This window comes from Pseudomonas sp. AL03 (assembly GCF_029960815.1).
Classification (GTDB): domain Bacteria; phylum Pseudomonadota; class Gammaproteobacteria; order Pseudomonadales; family Pseudomonadaceae; genus Aquipseudomonas.
Map to the genome: position 1 here is coordinate 22,446 of NZ_JASBRE010000004.1, position 17,754 is coordinate 40,199.

At 60.3% G+C, this 17,754-nt stretch carries 15 protein-coding genes; 6 read left to right on the forward strand and 9 right to left on the reverse strand.

The annotated features are described in order from the left end of the window. Positions 1 to 71 precede the first annotated feature (71 nt). The gene (locus tag QK293_RS05590) at positions 72 to 1,439 is read left to right on the forward strand and encodes a CYTH domain-containing protein (protein ID WP_282376112.1); all 1,368 of its coding nucleotides are present in this window, start codon (positions 72 to 74) and stop codon (positions 1,437 to 1,439) included. 100 nt (positions 1,440 to 1,539) lie between these two features. Here the strand turns inward: QK293_RS05590 and QK293_RS05595 are convergent, their stop codons facing one another. Next, positions 1,540 to 2,004 carry an Lrp/AsnC family transcriptional regulator gene (locus QK293_RS05595; RefSeq protein WP_046045137.1) on the reverse strand — a complete coding sequence of 155 codons (465 nt, stop codon included), beginning with the start codon at positions 2,002 to 2,004 and terminating at the stop codon, positions 1,540 to 1,542. Positions 2,005 to 2,130: 126 nt separating this feature from the next. Between QK293_RS05595 and QK293_RS05600 the strand changes: the two genes are divergently transcribed. From QK293_RS05600 to QK293_RS05620, 5 genes are all read left to right on the forward strand, one after another. Further along, positions 2,131 to 2,469 carry a hypothetical protein gene (locus QK293_RS05600; RefSeq protein ID WP_282376113.1) on the forward strand — a complete coding sequence of 113 codons (339 nt, stop codon included), beginning with the start codon at positions 2,131 to 2,133 and terminating at the stop codon, positions 2,467 to 2,469. Between the two features lie 90 nt (positions 2,470 to 2,559). After that, positions 2,560 to 4,344 carry a type II/IV secretion system protein gene (locus QK293_RS05605; RefSeq protein ID WP_282376114.1) on the forward strand — a complete coding sequence of 595 codons (1,785 nt, stop codon included), beginning with the start codon at positions 2,560 to 2,562 and terminating at the stop codon, positions 4,342 to 4,344. A gap of 108 nt (positions 4,345 to 4,452) precedes the next feature. Further along, positions 4,453 to 5,373, forward strand: coding sequence for an SPFH domain-containing protein (locus QK293_RS05610; RefSeq protein WP_008150402.1), 921 nt, complete (start codon positions 4,453 to 4,455; stop codon positions 5,371 to 5,373). Positions 5,374 to 5,381: 8 nt separating this feature from the next. Continuing rightward, the gene (locus tag QK293_RS05615; protein ID WP_282376115.1) at positions 5,382 to 5,831 is read left to right on the forward strand and encodes an NfeD family protein; all 450 of its coding nucleotides are present in this window, start codon (positions 5,382 to 5,384) and stop codon (positions 5,829 to 5,831) included. Positions 5,832 to 5,899: 68 nt separating this feature from the next. After that, positions 5,900 to 6,217, forward strand: coding sequence for a DUF2388 domain-containing protein (locus QK293_RS05620; RefSeq protein WP_010466645.1), 318 nt, complete (start codon positions 5,900 to 5,902; stop codon positions 6,215 to 6,217). 57 nt (positions 6,218 to 6,274) lie between these two features. On the opposite strand, the gene gcvP is transcribed toward QK293_RS05620, so the two are convergent. From gcvP to pepP, 8 genes are all read right to left on the reverse strand, one after another. Beyond that, positions 6,275 to 9,148 carry an aminomethyl-transferring glycine dehydrogenase gene (gcvP, locus tag QK293_RS05625; protein ID WP_282376116.1) on the reverse strand — a complete coding sequence of 958 codons (2,874 nt, stop codon included), beginning with the start codon at positions 9,146 to 9,148 and terminating at the stop codon, positions 6,275 to 6,277. Between the two features lie 145 nt (positions 9,149 to 9,293). Continuing rightward, positions 9,294 to 9,677 (reverse strand): glycine cleavage system protein GcvH, encoded by a 384-nt coding sequence (gene gcvH, locus QK293_RS05630; RefSeq protein WP_282376117.1) that lies wholly within the window; start codon positions 9,675 to 9,677, stop codon positions 9,294 to 9,296. 50 nt (positions 9,678 to 9,727) lie between these two features. Further along, positions 9,728 to 10,810 (reverse strand): glycine cleavage system aminomethyltransferase GcvT, encoded by a 1,083-nt coding sequence (gcvT, locus tag QK293_RS05635; protein ID WP_131063329.1) that lies wholly within the window; start codon positions 10,808 to 10,810, stop codon positions 9,728 to 9,730. A 156-nt stretch (positions 10,811 to 10,966) separates the two neighbouring features. Beyond that, positions 10,967 to 12,583, reverse strand: coding sequence for an iron ABC transporter permease (locus QK293_RS05640; RefSeq protein WP_282376118.1), 1,617 nt, complete (start codon positions 12,581 to 12,583; stop codon positions 10,967 to 10,969). A 156-nt stretch (positions 12,584 to 12,739) separates the two neighbouring features. Next, a complete protein-coding gene (locus QK293_RS05645) occupies positions 12,740 to 13,744 on the reverse strand; it encodes an extracellular solute-binding protein (protein WP_282376119.1) in 1,005 nt (334 codons plus the stop codon). Positions 13,745 to 13,862: 118 nt separating this feature from the next. Then, positions 13,863 to 15,080: a 2-octaprenyl-3-methyl-6-methoxy-1,4-benzoquinol hydroxylase gene (locus QK293_RS05650; protein ID WP_282376369.1), complete on the reverse strand. Its 1,218-nt coding sequence runs from the start codon at positions 15,078 to 15,080 to the stop codon at positions 13,863 to 13,865. 142 nt (positions 15,081 to 15,222) lie between these two features. Then, complete coding sequence (ubiH, locus tag QK293_RS05655) at positions 15,223 to 16,410, reverse strand: 2-octaprenyl-6-methoxyphenyl hydroxylase (RefSeq protein ID WP_282376120.1); 1,188 nt, start codon at positions 16,408 to 16,410, stop codon at positions 15,223 to 15,225. Next, on the reverse strand, positions 16,407 to 17,741 hold the full coding sequence (gene pepP / locus QK293_RS05660) for a Xaa-Pro aminopeptidase (protein ID WP_282376121.1): 1,335 nt from the start codon (positions 17,739 to 17,741) through the stop codon (positions 16,407 to 16,409). The genes ubiH and pepP overlap by 4 nt, the downstream gene beginning before the upstream one ends. Positions 17,742 to 17,754 lie beyond the last annotated feature (13 nt).

Sequence of the window (17,754 nt, forward strand, 5' to 3'; positions counted from 1 at the left end):
TCCTGTACACTGCACGGCCTTGGCAGCCACACATTCCCCCGGCTGCGCTCCCGATCCTGGATTTTCCGGCCATGCAGAAAGAAACCGAAATCAAACTCCGCGTCAGCCGCGAAACCCTCGCTGCCCTGCGCGAGCACCCGCTCCTGAAAAAACGCAACAAAAGTGGCTGGGAACGCCGAGAACTGATGAACCAGTATTTCGACACGCCTGAGCGCGACCTGGCCCGCGCGAAGGTTGCCCTGCGCTTGCGCCGCGATGGCGAAGAAGTGATTCAGACCCTCAAAACTCGTGGCCAGAGCGTCGCCGGACTGTCCGAACGTAACGAATACGACTGGAACCTGCCCAAAGCCAAGCTCGACGTGAAGAAACTCGACGGCGAATGCTGGCCCGAAGAACTCGCCGAGTTGGACAAGAAAACCCTGAAGGCGATCTTCACCACCGATTTCGTCCGCGAACGCGCTGAAATCGCTTGGGGGCGCGGCAAGACCAAAGTGGTCATCGAAGCCGCGCTGGACCTCGGCCACGTGGTGGTTGGCAAGCGTAAAGAAGAAATCTGCGAACTGGAGCTGGAACTGCGCGAAGGCGAACCGGCCGCGTTGCTGGAACTGGCCGCCGAACTGGCCGCGACCCTGGCCCTGATGCCATGTGACATCAGCAAGGCTGAGCGCGGTTATCGCTTGTACGACGCCAACAGCTATTCATTGAGCCTGCCGGCGCCGCAGATCACCGCCGAAACCCCGCTGGATGACGCCTTCGCCGCGCTGAGCTGGCACTTGCTGAGCAGCAGCCAGCGTCTGGCCGAGCAGTATCGCTTCAACGGCCACTGGCGCCTGCTGCAGGACTGGGTCGAAAACCTGGCTGAATTGCGCGCGCTGCTCAGCAGCCTGGGTCAAGCCGCACCGCGTCAGTCGACGCACGATCTGCGCATCGCGCTGGATGCCTTGCTCGAAGACTGGCGTCCGCTGGTTCAAGCCGGGATAGATGACGAAGACGTGCGCAAAGCCGCGCCGGAGCAGTTCCTCGAAGAACTGGAAGATCCGCGTTGGGGCCTGTTCTCCTTGAACACTTCGCGTTGGTTGCTCGCCCGCACCTGGGCGGCCGATCGCAACGTCCGTGGCAATCGTCAGGGCGCTGCGCAATTGGGTAGCTGGTTGCCACGCCTGCTGGGTGAGGAAGCGACCTCCCTGCAGTTGCAGCGTTACCAGCAACAGCCGGAAGACCTGGCCGAACAACTGCCGCGCATCGAGCGCATCCAGGCCTGGCTGCACCACGCCCGCAGCGTGTTGGACATCCCGGAAATGGATCGCCTGTATGGTGAGCTGAAACAGCTTGCTCTGCTCGCTAACGAGCCGATCACCGATGAATCGCTGGATGCGCGCAAGCAGCAGGCGATTGCGGTTTATCAAAATCGCGCCTGGAAAATGCTGCTGCGTATGTAACACCGCCTTCGCGGGCAAGCCTCGCTCCTACAGAGGATCACCGAAATCCTGTAGGAGCGAGGCTTGCCCGCGAAGAGGCCAGCCCATTCACCGCAAAACCTCAGACCGGCAAACTCGTCGTGGACTTGATTTCCGACAACGCCACGATCGAGTTAACCTCCTGAATCCCCGGCACCATCGACAGCTTCTCGAAGAAGAAGCGCTCATACGCTTCGATGTCCGCCGTGACGATGCGCAGCAAGAAATCCACCGATCCCATCAGCACATAACACTCCAGTACTTCGGGAAAGCCGCGAATCGCCTCGGTGAACTCGGTGAAGTTCGAACGCCCGTGAGCGTTGAGTTTTATTTCAGCGAAGATCTGCGTGTTAAGCCCGATCTTCTTGCGATCAAGCAACGTCACCTGCCCGCGAATGATCCCCTCTTCCTTCATCCGCTGAATCCGTCGCCAGCACGGTGACTGCGAGAGCCCCACCTGTTCGGCGATCTGTGCGCTGGAGAGTGAGGCGTCCTCTTGCAGCAACGCGAGAATCTTGCGGTCGTAGCCATCCAGCTCGCTATGCATAAAAAAACCTTTGATCGATAACTTTACGAATCAAGCAATTCAAATAACTGCCAATAATCCCAATCATAGATAAGAAATGCCGGGCACCTAATGTAAAAATTCCTCCAGTGATTTTGGAGTCCGACCATGCCGCATCTAGAAGCCGTGAACACCCCGCACACCCGCGCCGATGTCTGGAACGTCAGTAACGTCCACTGCCGCGTTCACTATCAATTGCTGGCCGAGGCCGAACCGGATCTGCTGTGCCGGGCACTCAACCTGTTCGCCTTACAGTGCCTGACACCGGTGCAGGTCAACGTGCAGCGTATGGACGATCTGCTGTCGATCGACATCGTGATAGACGGTCTGAGCTGGCACCGCGCCCAAGTGATCGCGGAAAAATTACGTAACCTGATCAGCGTCTGTTCGGTTGAGCTGCAAGCGGCTGATTGCGCGTGGGATGAACCGGCTCAGGCGGCAGGCTGAAAAAACTCGACACGGCTTCGTCGGGTAGTGGCCCAACGGTCTGCGGGTCCGCGACTATCCTTTGCGAACTGTTGTTCATGAGGAGCCCGCATGTCCGTTCAACTTACCATTCAGGACCGCTGGCTGGATCTCAATGATTTGCTGCGTGAACTGGTCGCCCAAGGCTTTATCAGCCAGGACGCGGCCGAACACGCGCTCAATGCTCGACGCCGTCACGCCGCCAATGGCCAGATGCACCCACTGGAATTCATCGCCAGCCAACACCTGGACGATTTCAGCCGTCCCGGCAAACACCTCGACCTGGAAAGCCTGACGCTTTGGCTGTCGCAGCAGGCCGGCCAGCCATATCTGCGAATCGATCCGCTGAAAATCAACGTCGCGGCGATTACGCCGCTGATGTCCTACGCCTTCGCCCAGCGCCACAAGATTCTTGCGGTCTCCATCGACCGCGACGCGGTGACCGTGGCCAGCGCCCAGCCCTACGTCACCGGCTGGGAAGCCGACCTGACCCACGTGCTGAAACTGCCGATCAAGCGTGTGGTGGCCAACCCGGTCGACATCCAGCGCTTCAGCGTGGAGTTCTTCCGCCTGGCCAAATCGGTCAGTGGCGCGACCAACGCCGATCAGCAGATGAGCACCTTGGGCAACTTCGAGCAGCTGCTTAACCTCGGCGCCAGCGACCAGGAACCGGACGCGAACGACGCGCACATCGTCAACATCGTCGATTGGTTATTCCAGTACGCGTTCCAGCAACGCGCCAGCGACATCCACATCGAACCCCGGCGCGAACAAGGCACGGTGCGCTTTCGCATCGACGGCGTGCTGCACAACGTCTATCAATTTCCGCCACAAGTGACCATGGCCATTGTCAGCCGCCTGAAAAGCCTCGGGCGGATGAACGTCGCGGAAAAACGCAAACCCCAGGACGGACGGGTCAAGACCAAAACCCCGGACGGTGGCGAAGTCGAGCTGCGGCTATCGACATTGCCCACCGCATTCGGCGAAAAAATGGTCATGCGGATCTTCGACCCGGAGGTACTGCTCAAGGACTTTGATCAGCTGGGCTTCTCCGCCGATGACTTGCGCCGCTGGCAGGACATGACTAGCCAGCCCAACGGCATCATTTTGGTCACCGGGCCGACCGGCTCCGGCAAAACCACCACGCTTTACACCACGCTAAAGAAACTGGCGACGTCAGAGGTCAACCTCTGCACCATCGAAGACCCGATCGAAATGGTCGAGCCGGCGTTCAATCAGATGCAGGTCCAACACAACATCGACCTGACCTTCGCCGCCGGTGTGCGCGCACTGATGCGACAGGATCCGGACATCATCATGATCGGCGAGATCCGTGACCTCGAAACCGCAGAAATGGCGATCCAGGCCGCGCTCACTGGTCACTTGGTGCTGTCGACGCTGCACACCAACGATGCGCCGAGCGCGATCAGCCGCTTGCTGGAGCTGGGCGTGCCGCATTACTTGATCAAGGCCACGGTGCTCGGCGTCATGGCCCAGCGCCTGGTCCGCACCTTGTGCCCGCATTGCAAGGCGCCGCTGACGCTGGGTGAAGAAGACTGGCAAACCTTGACCCGCCCCTGGCAGGCACCGTTGCCGAACAACGCACAGCGCGCCATTGGTTGCCTGGAATGCCGCGATACCGGTTACCGCGGCCGCGCCGGGGTCTACGAAATCATGCAGCTGACAGACGGCGTCAAAGCGCTGATCAACCCCGACACCGATTTGCTGGCAGTGCGGCGTCAGGCGTTCAAGGAAGGCATGCGCAGTTTGCGGTTGTCAGGGGCGCAAAAAGTGGCGGCCGGTTTAACGACGATTGAGGAGGTCTTGCGGGTGACGCCGCAGAGCGAGCAGAAATGAAGCCTTTTATGTCTCCTGATGATGCGAGGGCCGACTAACGGTTCTTATCCCCAACCGGCGCCGCTACACTCCTGCGATCGCAACTTCATTGATCAACAGGGAATCGTTATGCAGATCGGTAGCGTGCTTTTACTTTTTGTCGGCCTGGTGGTCGCCATTCTGTTCATGGGTTTCAAGGTCGTGCCTCAGGGGTACCAATGGACGGTCGAACGTTTCGGCCGCTACACCAACACGCTCAAGCCCGGCCTGAACATCATCATTCCGGTGATGGACCGCATCGGTCGCAAGATCAACGTCATGGAAAGCGTGCTGGATATTCCGCCCCAGGAAGTCATCACTGCCGACAACGCCACGGTGCAGATCGATGCCGTGTGCTTTTTCCAGGTGGTCAACACCGCCCAGGCCGCCTACGAGGTCAACAACCTCGAACACGCGATCCGCAACCTGCTGCAAACCAACATCCGTACCGTGCTCGGCTCCATGGAGCTGGACGCGATGCTCAGCCAGCGTGACGGGATCAACGAAAAACTGCTGCGCACCGTCGATGAAGCCACGGCGCCGTGGGGCATCAAGATCACCCGGATCGAGATCAAGGACATCAGCCCGCCGGCGGACTTGATGGCTGCAATGTCGGGGCAGATGAAAGCCGAGCGGATCAAGCGCGCGCAAATTCTTGAAGCCGAAGGCCTGCGTGCCGCGGCGATTCTGACTGCCGAAGGCAAGAAACAGGCACAAATCCTGGAGGCCGAAGGTGGCCGTCAGGCAGCGTTCCTTGAGGCCGAAGCCCGTGAACGCCAGGCCGAAGCCGAAGCCCAGGCCACCAAAGTGGTGTCCGAAGCCATCGCTGGCGGCAACGTGCAGGCCGTCAATTACTTCGTCGCGCAGAAGTACATCGATGCGCTGGGCAAACTGGCCTCGGCCAACAACAGCAAAGTGATTCTGATGCCGCTCGAGGCCAGCTCGATGATCGGCGCAGTCGGCGGCATCGGCGAAATCGTCAAGGCCACGTTCGATAACAAGAAAGCCTGAGGCACGATATGTGGGCATTCCTGCAGCATTTATCGTTCTGGGACTGGCTGGCATTAGGCACCGTGCTGCTGATTCTCGAAGTGTTCGGCGCCGGTGGCTACTTGCTGTGGATCGGTATGGCAGCCGCCGCCGTTGGCGTACTGATTTATGCAGCGCCGGACATCACCTGGGAATTGCAGTTTCTGCTGTTCGGCCTGCTGTCGATCGCTACCGCCCTGTACTGGTGGAGACGCCAGCGTAGCGCGGTGCGGATGAGTGATCAGCCGAACCTCAATCTGCGCGGTCAGGAATTGATCGGTAAAACCTTTGTGGTACATGAAGCGATTGTCGACGGTCGCGGCAAGATCAAGGTCGCCGACGGCGTGTGGATGGCCCGAGGGCCTGACGCCGCAGCGGGCCGCCGCGTTCGGGTGATCGGGCAGCAAGGGGCTATTTTGCTGGTTGAACCGGCTGAATGAGCCGTTACGGAACTCGACGGGGTGATTAGCAATCCAAGGCCGTAGATAACCCAGTGGAGTCACCCCTCATGCGTCTCAAACTTGCTGTCGCTACCATCGCCCTGTTGTCCCTTCCCGTCGGTTCGGCGATGGCCGATAGCTTTTGGCGTAACGTCATCTCGTCCGGTGCGACCACCGGCTCGACCTACCTGACCTTCAAGGATCACAAGCTGATCGTTGCCGCCCAGGACGACGCCGGCAGCTTTGTTGCCAGTGACGGCGGCATTCGTGGGCCATACCTGGAAGCCGCGATGCAGAAAGTCCGCGCCGACAACCCTGGCCTGCAGGCCACGGACATGGAATTGGCGAACGCGATCCTGGCGAAGAATGCCGTCGCTTCGGAATAAGCTTTTTGGCTGAACAAAAATGCCGCTCCCATGAGCGGCATTTTTTTGCCCGTGCGGTCAGCGGTAATCATCCACCGGTACGCAAGCGCAAAACAGATTGCGGTCACCGTAGACATTGTCCACCCGGTTCACCACCGGCCAATATTTATGCGCCTTGGTGTGAGCATCCGGCGTCACCGCCTGCTCGATGGTATAAGGCCGCTCCCAAATCCCGGTGATGTCCGCCAGGGTATGCGGCGAACGTTTCAGCGGGTTGTCATCGGCCGGCCAGTTGCCGTTCTGCACCTCGGTGATTTCCGCGCGGATACTCAGCATCGCGCCGATAAACCGGTCCAGCTCTGCCTTCGACTCACTTTCGGTCGGTTCAACCATCAACGTCCCCGGCACCGGAAATGACATGGTCGGCGCATGGAAGCCATAGTCCATCAATCGCTTGGCAACGTCCTCCTCGCTGATCCCGGTCAGCGCCTTGAGTGGCCGCAGGTCAAGAATGCACTCGTGAGCCACCCGTTCGTTACGCCCGGTATAGAGCACCGGAAACGCACCGGACAGATGCTGCGCCAGGTAATTCGCGGCAAGAATCGCCACCTCACTGGCATCCGCCAATTGCGGCCCCATCATCGCGATGTACATCCAGCTGATCGGCAAAATGCTCGCGCTGCCCCAAGGTGCTGCGCTGACCGCTCCGTTCTGCGGCAGTGGTCCTTCAATCGGCACCACCGGGTGATTGGCCACGAACGGCGCCAAATGCGCCCGCACCCCAATCGGCCCCATGCCCGGCCCGCCTCCGCCGTGGGGAATACAGAAGGTCTTGTGCAAGTTCATGTGGGACACGTCGGCGCCTATGTCCGCCGGGCGCGCCAGCCCGACCTGGGCGTTGAGGTTGGCGCCATCCATATACACCTGGCCGCCGTGACTGTGGATAACTTCACAGATTTCGCTGATGCCTTCCTCGTATACCCCGTGGGTAGAAGGATACGTCGCCATCAGGCAGGCAAGTTTGTCGCCCGCCTCCGTAGCTTTGCCTTTCAGGTCATCCAGATCGACGTTGCCCGCCTCGTCGCACTCGACGATCACCACGCGCATGCCGGCCATTTGCGCCGACGCCGGGTTGGTGCCGTGGGCCGAAGACGGAATCAGGCAAATATCCCGCGCGCCCTCATGACGACTCTCATGGTATTTGCGGATCGCCAGCAACCCGGCGTACTCGCCTTGGGCGCCGGAGTTGGGTTGCATACAGATTGCGTCGAAACCGGTAATCGCGCAGAGCCAGCGCTCCAGTTCTTCGATCATCAGTGAATAACCGACCGCCTGCTCTTTCGGCGCAAACGGGTGCAGGTTGGCGAACTGCGGCCAGGTGATGGGAATCATCTCGCTGGTGGCATTGAGCTTCATGGTGCAGGAGCCCAGCGGGATCATCGATTGATTGAGCGCCAGGTCCTTGTTCTCCAGTTGCTTGAGGTAACGCAACATTTCGGTTTCGCTGTGATGGGCGCTGAACACCGGGTGACGCAGATAAGGCGAGGTACGCAGCAGACCTGCGGGAATGCCGGAATCAAGGGCTTCAGCGTCCAGTTCGTCGACGTTAAGCCCGTGATCGGACCCGAGGAACACATCAAACAACTTCGCGACGGTGGCTTCGTCAGAGGTTTCGTCGAGGCTCAGACCCAACTGCCCACGCCCAAGAATGCGCAAGTTGATCTGTGCGGCCTGAGCGCTTTCGATAATTGCCGTCTGAGTACCACCGACCTCCAGCGTCAGCGTGTCGAAAAAGTGTTGGTTGTGGCGGTTGATGCCGTGGCGCTCAAGGCCGGCGGCGAGGATACAGGTCAGCCGATGGACGCGTTGGGCAATGCATTTGAGCCCTTCCGGACCGTGATAGACCGCATAGAAACTGGCGATGTTGGCCAGCAGCACCTGAGCGGTGCAAATGTTCGAGTTAGCCTTCTCCCGGCGGATATGTTGCTCGCGGGTTTGCAGGGCCATGCGCAAGGCGACATTACCGCGAGCATCTTTCGACACGCCGATGATCCGCCCGGGAATCGCCCGTTTGTACTCATCGCGACTGGCAAAAAACGCCGCGTGAGGCCCGCCGTACCCCATGGGCACGCCGAAACGCTGGGATGAACCGAACACCACGTCGGCGCCCAACTCCCCCGGTGGCGTCAGTAACAGCAAACTCAGCAGGTCGGTGGCGACACACGCCAAGGCTTGCTGAGCATGCAGATGATCGATCAACGGACGAAGATCGCGGATCTCGCCGTGGGTATCGGGATATTGCAGGAGCGCACCGAACACCTGGTGCTGTTTCAAGTTATCCACAGCGTCGATGATCAGCTCGAAGCCGAACCCTTCTGCTCGGGTCTGGACCACGGAAATGGTCTGCGGATGACAGTTCTCGTCGACGAAGAACAGATTGCTTCTGGACTTGGCGACACGCTTGGCCAGTGCCATGGCCTCCGCCGCCGCCGTGGCTTCATCCAGCAGCGAGGCGTTGGCCAGTTCCAGGCCGGTGAGGTCGATGGTCAATTGCTGAAAATTCAGCAGCGCTTCGAGCCGACCCTGGGCGATCTCGGGTTGATACGGCGTGTACGCGGTGTACCAACCGGGATTTTCCAGCACGTTGCGCACAATGACGGTCGGCGTGAGGGTGCCGTGGTAGCCCATGCCGATCAGGCTGGTCCAGACCTGGTTTTGCTCGGCGTAACCGCGCAGTTTCGCCAGCGCGGCTTCTTCGTCGAGGGCGGGTGGCAGGTCGAGCGGCCTGTTCAGGCGGATTCCCGGCGGCACCGTCTGCTCGATCAACTCGACCCGGCTGCCGAGGCCGAGGCTGTCGAGCATTGCCTGTTGCTCGGCGGCATCGGGCCCGAGGTGGCGGCGAAGGAAGGCATTGGGGTCGCGTAACTGGCTCAAGGACGGCAACTGGGACATGACGGGCTCTCTCTTGACTGGCGCTCAACGTCGATGCAACACGGTCAAACCAGCATAGCAGTCGATGCCGGGGAGCCTTGAAGATCAGGATCCCGGAAACTGAAAAGCCCCGACAAGTCGGGGCTTTGGGGATGGCGCTTAAGGCTTACTCGCCGATGGCGGCTTTGTAGCCAGCTGCATCGAGCAGCGTGTCCAGATCGGCTGTGTTGCCTGGTTTGAGCTTGAAGATCCAGGCACCGTACGGGTCGGAGTTGAGCAGTTCCGGGTTAGCGCTCAGTTCTTCGTTGATGGCAATCACTTCACCGGCAACCGGGGAGTAGATGTCCGAAGCCGCTTTGACCGACTCCACCACGCCAGCTTGATCACCGGCAGCGAAGACTGTTCCGACTTCGGTCAACTCAACGAACACCACATCGCCCAAGGCTTCCTGAGCGTGATCGCTGATGCCCACGGTGACGGTGCCATCGGCTTCGAGACGGGCCCATTCGTGACTTTCGGCAAAACGCAGGTCGGCAGGAATATCGCTCATGTTCTGTGTCCTCAAGAGAATTGTCAGCGGTCGTTGCCCGCCAGAAAAGATTAGATCAAGGTTTTGCCATGGCGTACGAAGGTCGGTTTGACCACTCGGACCGGGTACCACTTGCCACGGATTTCCACTTCTGCGCGGTCGGCTGTCGCCATCGGCACGCGCGCCAGTGCTATCGACTTGCTAAGCGTAGGAGAGAAACTACCACTGGTGATCTCCCCTTCGCCAACATTGGCGATGCGGACCACTTGATGAGCGCGCAAAACCCCACGCTCCTCAAGGACCAGCCCGACCAGTTTGTGCTGAACGCCACCCGCCCGTTCGGCTTCCAGAGCACTGCGACCGATGAACTGGCGAGTGGCCGGTTCCCAGGCAATGCTCCAGGCCATGTTGGAGGCCAGTGGTGAAACGTCTTGGTGAATGTCCTGACCGTAGAGGTTCATACCGGCTTCGACCCGCAAAGTATCGCGCGCGCCGAGGCCGATCGGCGAGATGCCCGCGCCCACCAGATCGTTGAAGAATCCCGGCGCTTGATTGGCCGGCAGAACGATTTCCAGGCCATCTTCGCCGGTGTAACCCGTGCGCGCGATGAACCAGTCACCATCGGCCTGGCCTTCGAAGGGCTTGAGCATCTGAATCAGGTTGCCCCGGGACTGGGTCACCAGTTCGGAGATTTTGTGCCGGGCCTGAGGCCCTTGAATGGCCAGCATCGCCAGCTCGGAGCGCTCGTTGAGCCGCACCTTGAAACCATCGAGGTGAGCCTGCATCCAGGCGAGGTCCTGATTACGGGTGGAGGCGTTGACCACCAGCCGATAACCGTCCTCGAGACGGTAGACGATCATGTCGTCGACGATGCCGCCGCGCTCGTTGAGCATGGTGCTGTACAAGGCACGGCCAGGGCTGTGCAGACGTTCGACGTCATTGGCCAGCAAATGCTGGAGCCAGGCCTTGGCCTGACGGCCGCTGACATCGATCACGGTCATGTGGGATACATCGAAAACCCCGCAATCGCGGCGCACCTGATGGTGTTCCTCGACCTGTGAGCCGTAATGCAAAGGCATATCCCAACCGCCAAAATCGACCATCTTCGCGCCGAGGGCGAGATGAAGGTCATACAGAGGCGTACGCTGTCCCATGGGTTTCTCCTTCCGGGCGTGGCGAAGGTGCGGGCAGGTGCTGCACGGAGTGAAAGCCTTGAAATATATGGCTTTCAGCCGATTTCAGCTACCTGGTCTGTAGGACGGACCGCACCGAATGCCGCGCATTGTAGCCTCAAGGTGTAGGACTGGCACCTAGGTGTTTCGATGCGCCGAACGTCGAATCAATCCGATGACCGGTAACAGCCCGACCAAAATCAGGGTCAGGGCCGGCAATGAGGCCCTCGCCCACTCGCCTTCACTGGTCATTTCGAAGATCCGCACCGCCAGCGTATCCCAGCCAAACGGGCGCATCAGAAGGGTCGCGGGCATTTCCTTGAGCACATCGACGAATACCAGCAACGCAGCGCTCAACGTTCCTGGCAGCAACAACGGCAGATACACTTTGAAAAACAGTCGTGGCCCACTGACGCCAAGGCTACGTGCTGCTTCGGGCAAAGATGGCCGTATTCGCGCCAGACTGCTTTCCAGCGGCCCATACGCCACCGCGATGAAACGCACCAGATAGGCCAGCAATAACGCCGACAAACTACCCAGCAGCAATGGCTTTCCGGCGCCGCCCAGCCAACCCGATAACGGAATCACCAGTTCGCGGTCCAGGTAACTGAACGCCAGCATGATCGACACCGCCAGCACCGAACCCGGCAAGGCGTAGCCGAGATTGGCCAGACTGACGCCGGAGCGGATTGCTCGGGTCGGCGCCAGGCGTCTCGCAAACGCCAGCACCAAAGCAACACTGACGGTGATCAGCGCCGCCATGCCGCCCAGGTACAAGGTATGAACGATCAGGCCCGCGTAACGCTCATCCAAATCGAAGCGCCCGCGCTGCCAGAACCACACCATCAGTTGCAGCATCGGAATGACGAAGGCGCAAGCGAACACCAGACCGCACCAACTCATGGCCGCCAGCGCTTTGAAACCGCGCAGGTGATACAGCGCGTTGACCCGAGGTCGTTCGTTGCTCGCCCGGTTGGCCCCGCGAGCACGACGCTCGCCATACAGCACGACCATCACCACCAGCAGCAACAGGCTGGCCAGTTGCGCGGCAGTGGAGAGGCTGAAGAATCCGTACCAGGTCTTGTAGATGGCGGTCGTGAACGTGTCGAAGTTGAACACCGACACCGCGCCGAAATCCGCCAGGGTTTCCATCAGCGCAAGCGCCACGCCAGCACCGATGGCCGGGCGCGCCATGGGCAACGCGACTCGCCAGAACGCTTGCCACGGGGATTGCCCCAAGACTCGCGCCGCTTCCATCAAGCCTTTGCCTTGAGCCAGGAACGCGGTTCGCGCCAACAGGTAAACGTAGGGATAGAAGACCAGCACCAGGACCAGAATCACCCCGCCGGTGGAGCGCACCCGCGGCAACCTCAAACCCGTGCCGAACCCTTCGCGCATCAACGTTTGAACGGGGCCGGCGAAATCCAGGAGGCCGACGAAAACGAATGCCAGTACGTAGGCGGGAATGGCGAATGGCAGCATCAGCGCCCAGTCCAGCCAACGCCGACCCGGAAATTCACAGAGGCTGGTCAGCCAGGCCAGGCTCACGCCCAGGAGCGTGACGCCGATACCGACGCCGAGCACCAACGTCAGCGTGTTGCCGAGCAGGCGCGGCATCTGGGTGTCCCAGAGGTGGGACCAGATTTGATGATCGATGGTTTGCCATGACAACAGCAAAACGCTAAGTGGCAGCAGGACCAGCGCAGCGATGGCGAAGACCAAGGGGTACCAGCGGCGTTGGGCGGGGTGGGCCAAGAAAGGTCTCTCGCGGATAAATCGTGAAGTTTAGGGAAAACGCAAAAAGATCGCAGCCTCGTTTCACTCGACAGCTCCTACATGGGTACGCCATCCCAATGTAGGAGCTGTCGAGTGAAACGAGGCTGCGATCTTTTGATCTTTAAAGATAGAGACTCAGTTCCAGCCAGCGCGATCCATCATCCGAATCGCTTCAGCCTGACGCTTGCCGGCAATTTCCACAGGCAAGGTATCAGCCACAAACTTGCCCCAACTCGCCACTTCTGCAGAGGGCTGAACCGCAGGGTTGGCCGGAAATTCCTGGTTCACGTCAGCAAAGATCTTCTGCGCTTCAGGCGTGGTCATCCATTCAACCAAGGCCTTGGCCGCTTCCGGGTGCGGGGCGTGTTTGGTCAGGCCGATGCCCGACAGGTTCACGTGCACGCCACGGTCGCCCTGGTTCGGCCAGAATAGCTTCACCGCCAGATCAGGCTTCTGCTTGTGCAGACGACCGTAGTAATAAGTGTTGACGATGCCGACGTCGCATTGACCCGCGTTGATGGCCTCCAACACCGCGATGTCATCCGAGAACACATCGGTGGACAGGTTACTCACCCAACCCTTGAGAATCTTCTCGGTTTTGTCGGCGCCGTGGACTTCGATCATGGTGGCGGTGAGAGACTGGTTATAGACCTTCTTCGCGGTGCGCAGGCACAAGCGGCCTTCCCAGTTCTTGTCGGCCAGACCTTCGTAGGTGGTCAGCTCACCGGGCTTCACCCGAACGGTGGAGTAAGCGATGGTCCGCGCCCGCAGGCTCAAACCGGTCCAGGCATGGGTGGAAGAGCGATATTGGAGCGGGATATTGGCGTCGATCACCTTGGAGGTGAACGGTTGCAGAATCCCCATTTGCTCGGCCTGCCAGAGGTTGCCGGCATCGACGGTCAGCAGCAGGTCAGCGGTGGCGTTCTCGCCCTCGGCCTTGATCCGCTGCATCAGCGGCGCTTCCTTGTCGGTGATGAACTTCACCTGCACACCGGTTTTCGCGGTGTAGGCATCGAAGACCGGTTTGATCAGCTCGTCGATCCGCGAGGAGTAAACCACCACCTCGTCAGCGGCCTGGGTAGCGGTGCTGCCAATCAGGGTCAGGGCGAGCGCGGTCAGTAGACGCTTCGGTATCAACATGGGAGCGATCTCTCGGTTGAAAAATTGAAGCCAAATGATATGGACTCACATTTACCTTCTCAATCGAACAGTTCGCGGAGGCGTTACCAGATGTTGCACGCAGGCCTACAAGGGTGAGTCAGGCTTTGGCCAGCGCCGGCAGATCCCCGATCAAACCCAGCGCTTCGCGCACAAACAGCGCCTTGGCTTCAGGCATCTGGTCGACCATATTCAACCCGGCATTGCGCAACCAGCGAATCGGCAACGGATCAGCCTGGAACAAGCGCTCGAAACCCTCCATCGCCGCCATCAATGCCAGGTTGTGAGGCATGCGCCGACGCTCGTAACGGCTGAGCACTTTCACATCCGCCAAACGCTCGCCACGCGTGGCCGCTTGCAACAGCACTTCGGCCAGCACGGCGGCATCGAGGAAACCGAGGTTCACGCCCTGTCCGGCCAATGGGTGAATGGTGTGGGCCGCGTCGCCGATCAGCGCCAGGCCTTCAGCCACGTAACGCTTGGCATGGCGCTGACGCAGGGGCACGCACAGACGCGGATCGGCGCTGAGCACCGTGCCGAGTCGGCCTTCGAAGGCTCGCTCCAGCGCTTTGCAGAAACCTTCGTCGTCCAGCGCCATCAGGCGTTCGGCTTCGCCCGGGGTGGTCGACCAGACGATCGAACACCAATCCTGCTGACCATCACGCTCCAGCGGCAGAAACGCCAATGGACCGTTGTCGGTGAAACGCTGCCAGGCGGTCAGTTGATGAGGTTTTGAGCTGCGCACGCTGGTCACGATCGCATGGTGCAGATAGTCCCACTCGCGAGTCGCCACACCGGTCAGCCGCCGCACTGCGGAGTTGGCGCCATCCGCCGCAATCACCAGCGGTGCGCGCAACGTGCGCCCATCGGCCAGGGTCAGCAGCCAATCGTCGCCGGAGCGACGCATTTGCTCCAGGCGCGCGTTAGCCAGCATTCCCAGATCACAGTCATGCAAACGGTCGAGCAAGGCATCTTGAACCACGCGGTTCTCGACGATATGCCCCAGCACTTCGGCATGCACACTGGTCGCCGAAAAATGAATGTGCCCGGTGCCACTGCCGTCCCAGACGTGCATGTCGGTATACGGGCTGCTGCGCCGGTTGGCGATACCGTCCCAGACACCGAGGCGTTCGAGAATCCTATGGCTGGCCGTCGACAAGGCGCTCACTCGCGGTTCGAACGGCGATTGCTCGTCGAAGGGCTTAACGCTCATCGGGCTGCCGTCCAGCAGCAGGACTTCCAGTCCGCTGTCCTGCAACGCCAGCGCCAGGGTGCTACCGACCATTCCGGCCCCGACAATCAGCAGATCTGCGCGCATTTCCATGCTTTAAGCCTGTCTCGCTTGCGGCTTGAGCCGCACGTAAAGGGTTTTTCCGGCAATGTACCGGTGACCGAGGTTCTCCAGCAGCATCTGCATGAAAAACGGATCGACCATAGAGTCGAGTCTTGCAGTCAGCCACTTAAGCATCGGGTCGAGTACCCAAGCCCATGGCTTGCCGGGCGAACCAGCGTTTGGCCGGCGGCAGCAGATCGAGACCGAGCAGGCCGATGTTACGGACCAAGGAAACCAGCGGTTGAGTGCTGCCGAACAAACGGGTGACCTGATCGGAGAAACCCACGGTCAGGTTCTGATCCAGACGCTGACGTTCGCGGTAAGCCTGCAAGGTCGCAAAATCGCCGGGAGAGGTTTCGCTCGCCAGCAGCGCATCAGCCAGCGCTTGAGCATCACGCAGGGACAGGTTGAAACCCTGGCCGGCAATCGGGTGCAGGCTGTGAGCGGCGTTACCGAGAATGGCCAGATGCGGACGCACCTGCTCTTCGGCTTCGATCAGCGTCAGCGGGTAAAGATGTCGCGCCCCCACCTGCTTCAAGGTGCCGAGGCGATAACCGAACACGCCCTGCAACTCGCTGAGGAAGCTGCGTTCATCAAGCGCGGCCAGCCGTTGCGCGTCCATGCCCAATCGAGTCCACACCAGTGCGCAGCGGTTTTCCGGCAGCGGCAACAACGCCATCGGGCCGTCATCGGTGAAACGCTCGAAGGCCATGCCGTTGTGCGCTTCGCTCGGGGTGATGTTGGCAATCAGCGCGCTCTGGTTGTACGGGCGCTTTTTGATGCCGATCCCCAGTTGTTCGCGCAGGCCGGAACGGCCGCCATCAGCCAGCACCGCAAGGTCGCATTCCAGGGTGGTTTCATCGTTGAGGGTCAGGCGATAGCCGTCGGTCAGTGGCTCCATGCGCGTGACTTCCGCCGGGCAACGCCATGTGATCACGTCCTTATCCAGACCTTGCCAGAGGCATTGGCCGAGCCAGGCGTTTTCCACCACATAACCCAGCGCCGGAACGCCCTCTTCCATCGCCGACAGTCGCGCGGTGGAAAAACGTCCACGGTCGGAGACATGAATCTGCTTGATCGGCTCGGCGCGGCGGGAGATTTCCTGCCACACGCCCAACCGTTGATAAATCTGCTTGGCGCCGTAGGACAACGCCGAAGAACGGGCGTCGTAGCTCGGTTGATAAGTGTGGCCGGGGGCAAAGGGTTCGATCAACACGATCTTCCAGCCACGCGCCTTGGCCCCTGCTTGCAACGCTAACGCCAGGCTGGCGCCGACCAGACCACCACCGATGATTGCCAGATTGACTCGACTCATGCCGCTTGTGCCCGCGCGGCGGCCATCAAGGCCTCGATCTCGGCGACCGTTTTCGGCACGCCTTTGGTCAGGATTTCACAGCCGGTTTTGGTGACCACTACGTCGTCCTCGATGCGCACGCCAATGCCGCGCCATTTCTTCGCCACATTCTGGTTGTCCGGGGAAATGTAGATACCCGGTTCCACGGTCAGCGCCATGCCAACTTCCAGCACGCGCCATTCCCCGCCGACCTTGTATTCGCCGACATCATGCACATCCATGCCCAGCCAGTGGCCGGCGCGGTGCATGTAAAACGCTTTATAGGCTTCGCTGGCAATCAACTCGTCGACGTCGCCTTGCAACAAGCCCAACTTCACCAGCCCGGTGGTAATGACCCGGACGGTGGCTTCGTGGGCCTGATTCCAATGTTTATTTGGGGCGATTTCGGCAAACGCGGCTTCTTGCGACGCCAGCACCAGTTCGTAAATCGCCTTCTGTTCCGCTGAATACTTGCCGTTGACCGGCCAGGTGCGGGTGATGTCGCTGGCGTAGCAATCGATCTCGCAACCGGCATCGATCAACACCAGATCGCCGTCCTTGAGCACGGCGTCATTCTGCTGGTAATGCAGGATGCAGCTGTTGCGCCCCGCGGCGACGATCGAGCCGTAGGCCGGCATCTTCGCCCCGCCCTTACGGAACTCATAATCGAGCTCGGCTTCGAGGCTGAATTCATGCAGCCCGACCCGGCTGACCTGCATCGCGCGGATATGCGCCTGGGCAGAAATTCGTGCGGCTTCGCGCATCACCTTCACTTCTGCCGCCGATTTATACAGGCGCATGTCGTGAAGCAGATGATCCAGGGCAACGAATTCGTTCGGCGGCTGGGCGCCGAGGTGCGCTTTAGAGCGGATCACGTTGATCCAGTCCATCAGGTGCCGGTCGAATTCCGGGTTGCTGCCCATGGCCGAATACACCCGGTCACGGCCTTCGATCAGGCCCGGCAGGATGTCGTCGATGTCGGTGATGGGGAAGGCGTCGTCGGCGCCAAAGTCGCGAATCGCGCCTTCCTGCCCGGCGCGCAGACCGTCCCACATTTCTCGCTCGGCGTTGCGTTCACGGCAGAACAGTATGTATTCGCCATGTAAACGTCCAGGCATCAAAACGATGACCGCCTGAGGCTCGGGAAAACCGCTGAGATACTGGAAGTCGCTGTCCTGACGGTAGACGTGCTCGACGTCGCGGTTGCGGATGGCAACGGCGGCGGCGGGCAGAATGGCGATGCTGTTGGGTACCATCTGCGCCATCAGGGCCTTGCGGCGCCGGCTGTATTCCGATTTCGGGATATGAATCATGGGCAGATGGCTT

Bases quoted from the DNA above. Each gene is read 5' to 3' on its own strand.
- QK293_RS05590 (WP_282376112.1), top strand. From the start codon at position 72: ATGCAGAAAGAAACCGAAATCAAACTCCGCGTCAGCCGCGAAACCCTC.
- QK293_RS05595 (WP_046045137.1), bottom strand. From the start codon at position 2,004: ATGCATAGCGAGCTGGATGGCTACGACCGCAAGATTCTCGCGTTGCTG.
- QK293_RS05600 (WP_282376113.1), top strand. From the start codon at position 2,131: ATGCCGCATCTAGAAGCCGTGAACACCCCGCACACCCGCGCCGATGTC.
- QK293_RS05605 (WP_282376114.1), top strand. From the start codon at position 2,560: ATGTCCGTTCAACTTACCATTCAGGACCGCTGGCTGGATCTCAATGAT.
- QK293_RS05610 (WP_008150402.1), top strand. From the start codon at position 4,453: ATGCAGATCGGTAGCGTGCTTTTACTTTTTGTCGGCCTGGTGGTCGCC.
- QK293_RS05615 (WP_282376115.1), top strand. From the start codon at position 5,382: ATGTGGGCATTCCTGCAGCATTTATCGTTCTGGGACTGGCTGGCATTA.
- QK293_RS05620 (WP_010466645.1), top strand. From the start codon at position 5,900: ATGCGTCTCAAACTTGCTGTCGCTACCATCGCCCTGTTGTCCCTTCCC.
- gcvP (WP_282376116.1), bottom strand. From the start codon at position 9,148: ATGTCCCAGTTGCCGTCCTTGAGCCAGTTACGCGACCCCAATGCCTTC.
- gcvH (WP_282376117.1), bottom strand. From the start codon at position 9,677: ATGAGCGATATTCCTGCCGACCTGCGTTTTGCCGAAAGTCACGAATGG.
- gcvT (WP_131063329.1), bottom strand. From the start codon at position 10,810: ATGGGACAGCGTACGCCTCTGTATGACCTTCATCTCGCCCTCGGCGCG.
- QK293_RS05645 (WP_282376119.1), bottom strand. From the start codon at position 13,744: ATGTTGATACCGAAGCGTCTACTGACCGCGCTCGCCCTGACCCTGATT.
- QK293_RS05650 (WP_282376369.1), bottom strand. From the start codon at position 15,080: ATGCGCGCAGATCTGCTGATTGTCGGGGCCGGAATGGTCGGTAGCACC.
- ubiH (WP_282376120.1), bottom strand. From the start codon at position 16,410: ATGAGTCGAGTCAATCTGGCAATCATCGGTGGTGGTCTGGTCGGCGCC.
- pepP (WP_282376121.1), bottom strand. From the start codon at position 17,741: ATGATTCATATCCCGAAATCGGAATACAGCCGGCGCCGCAAGGCCCTG.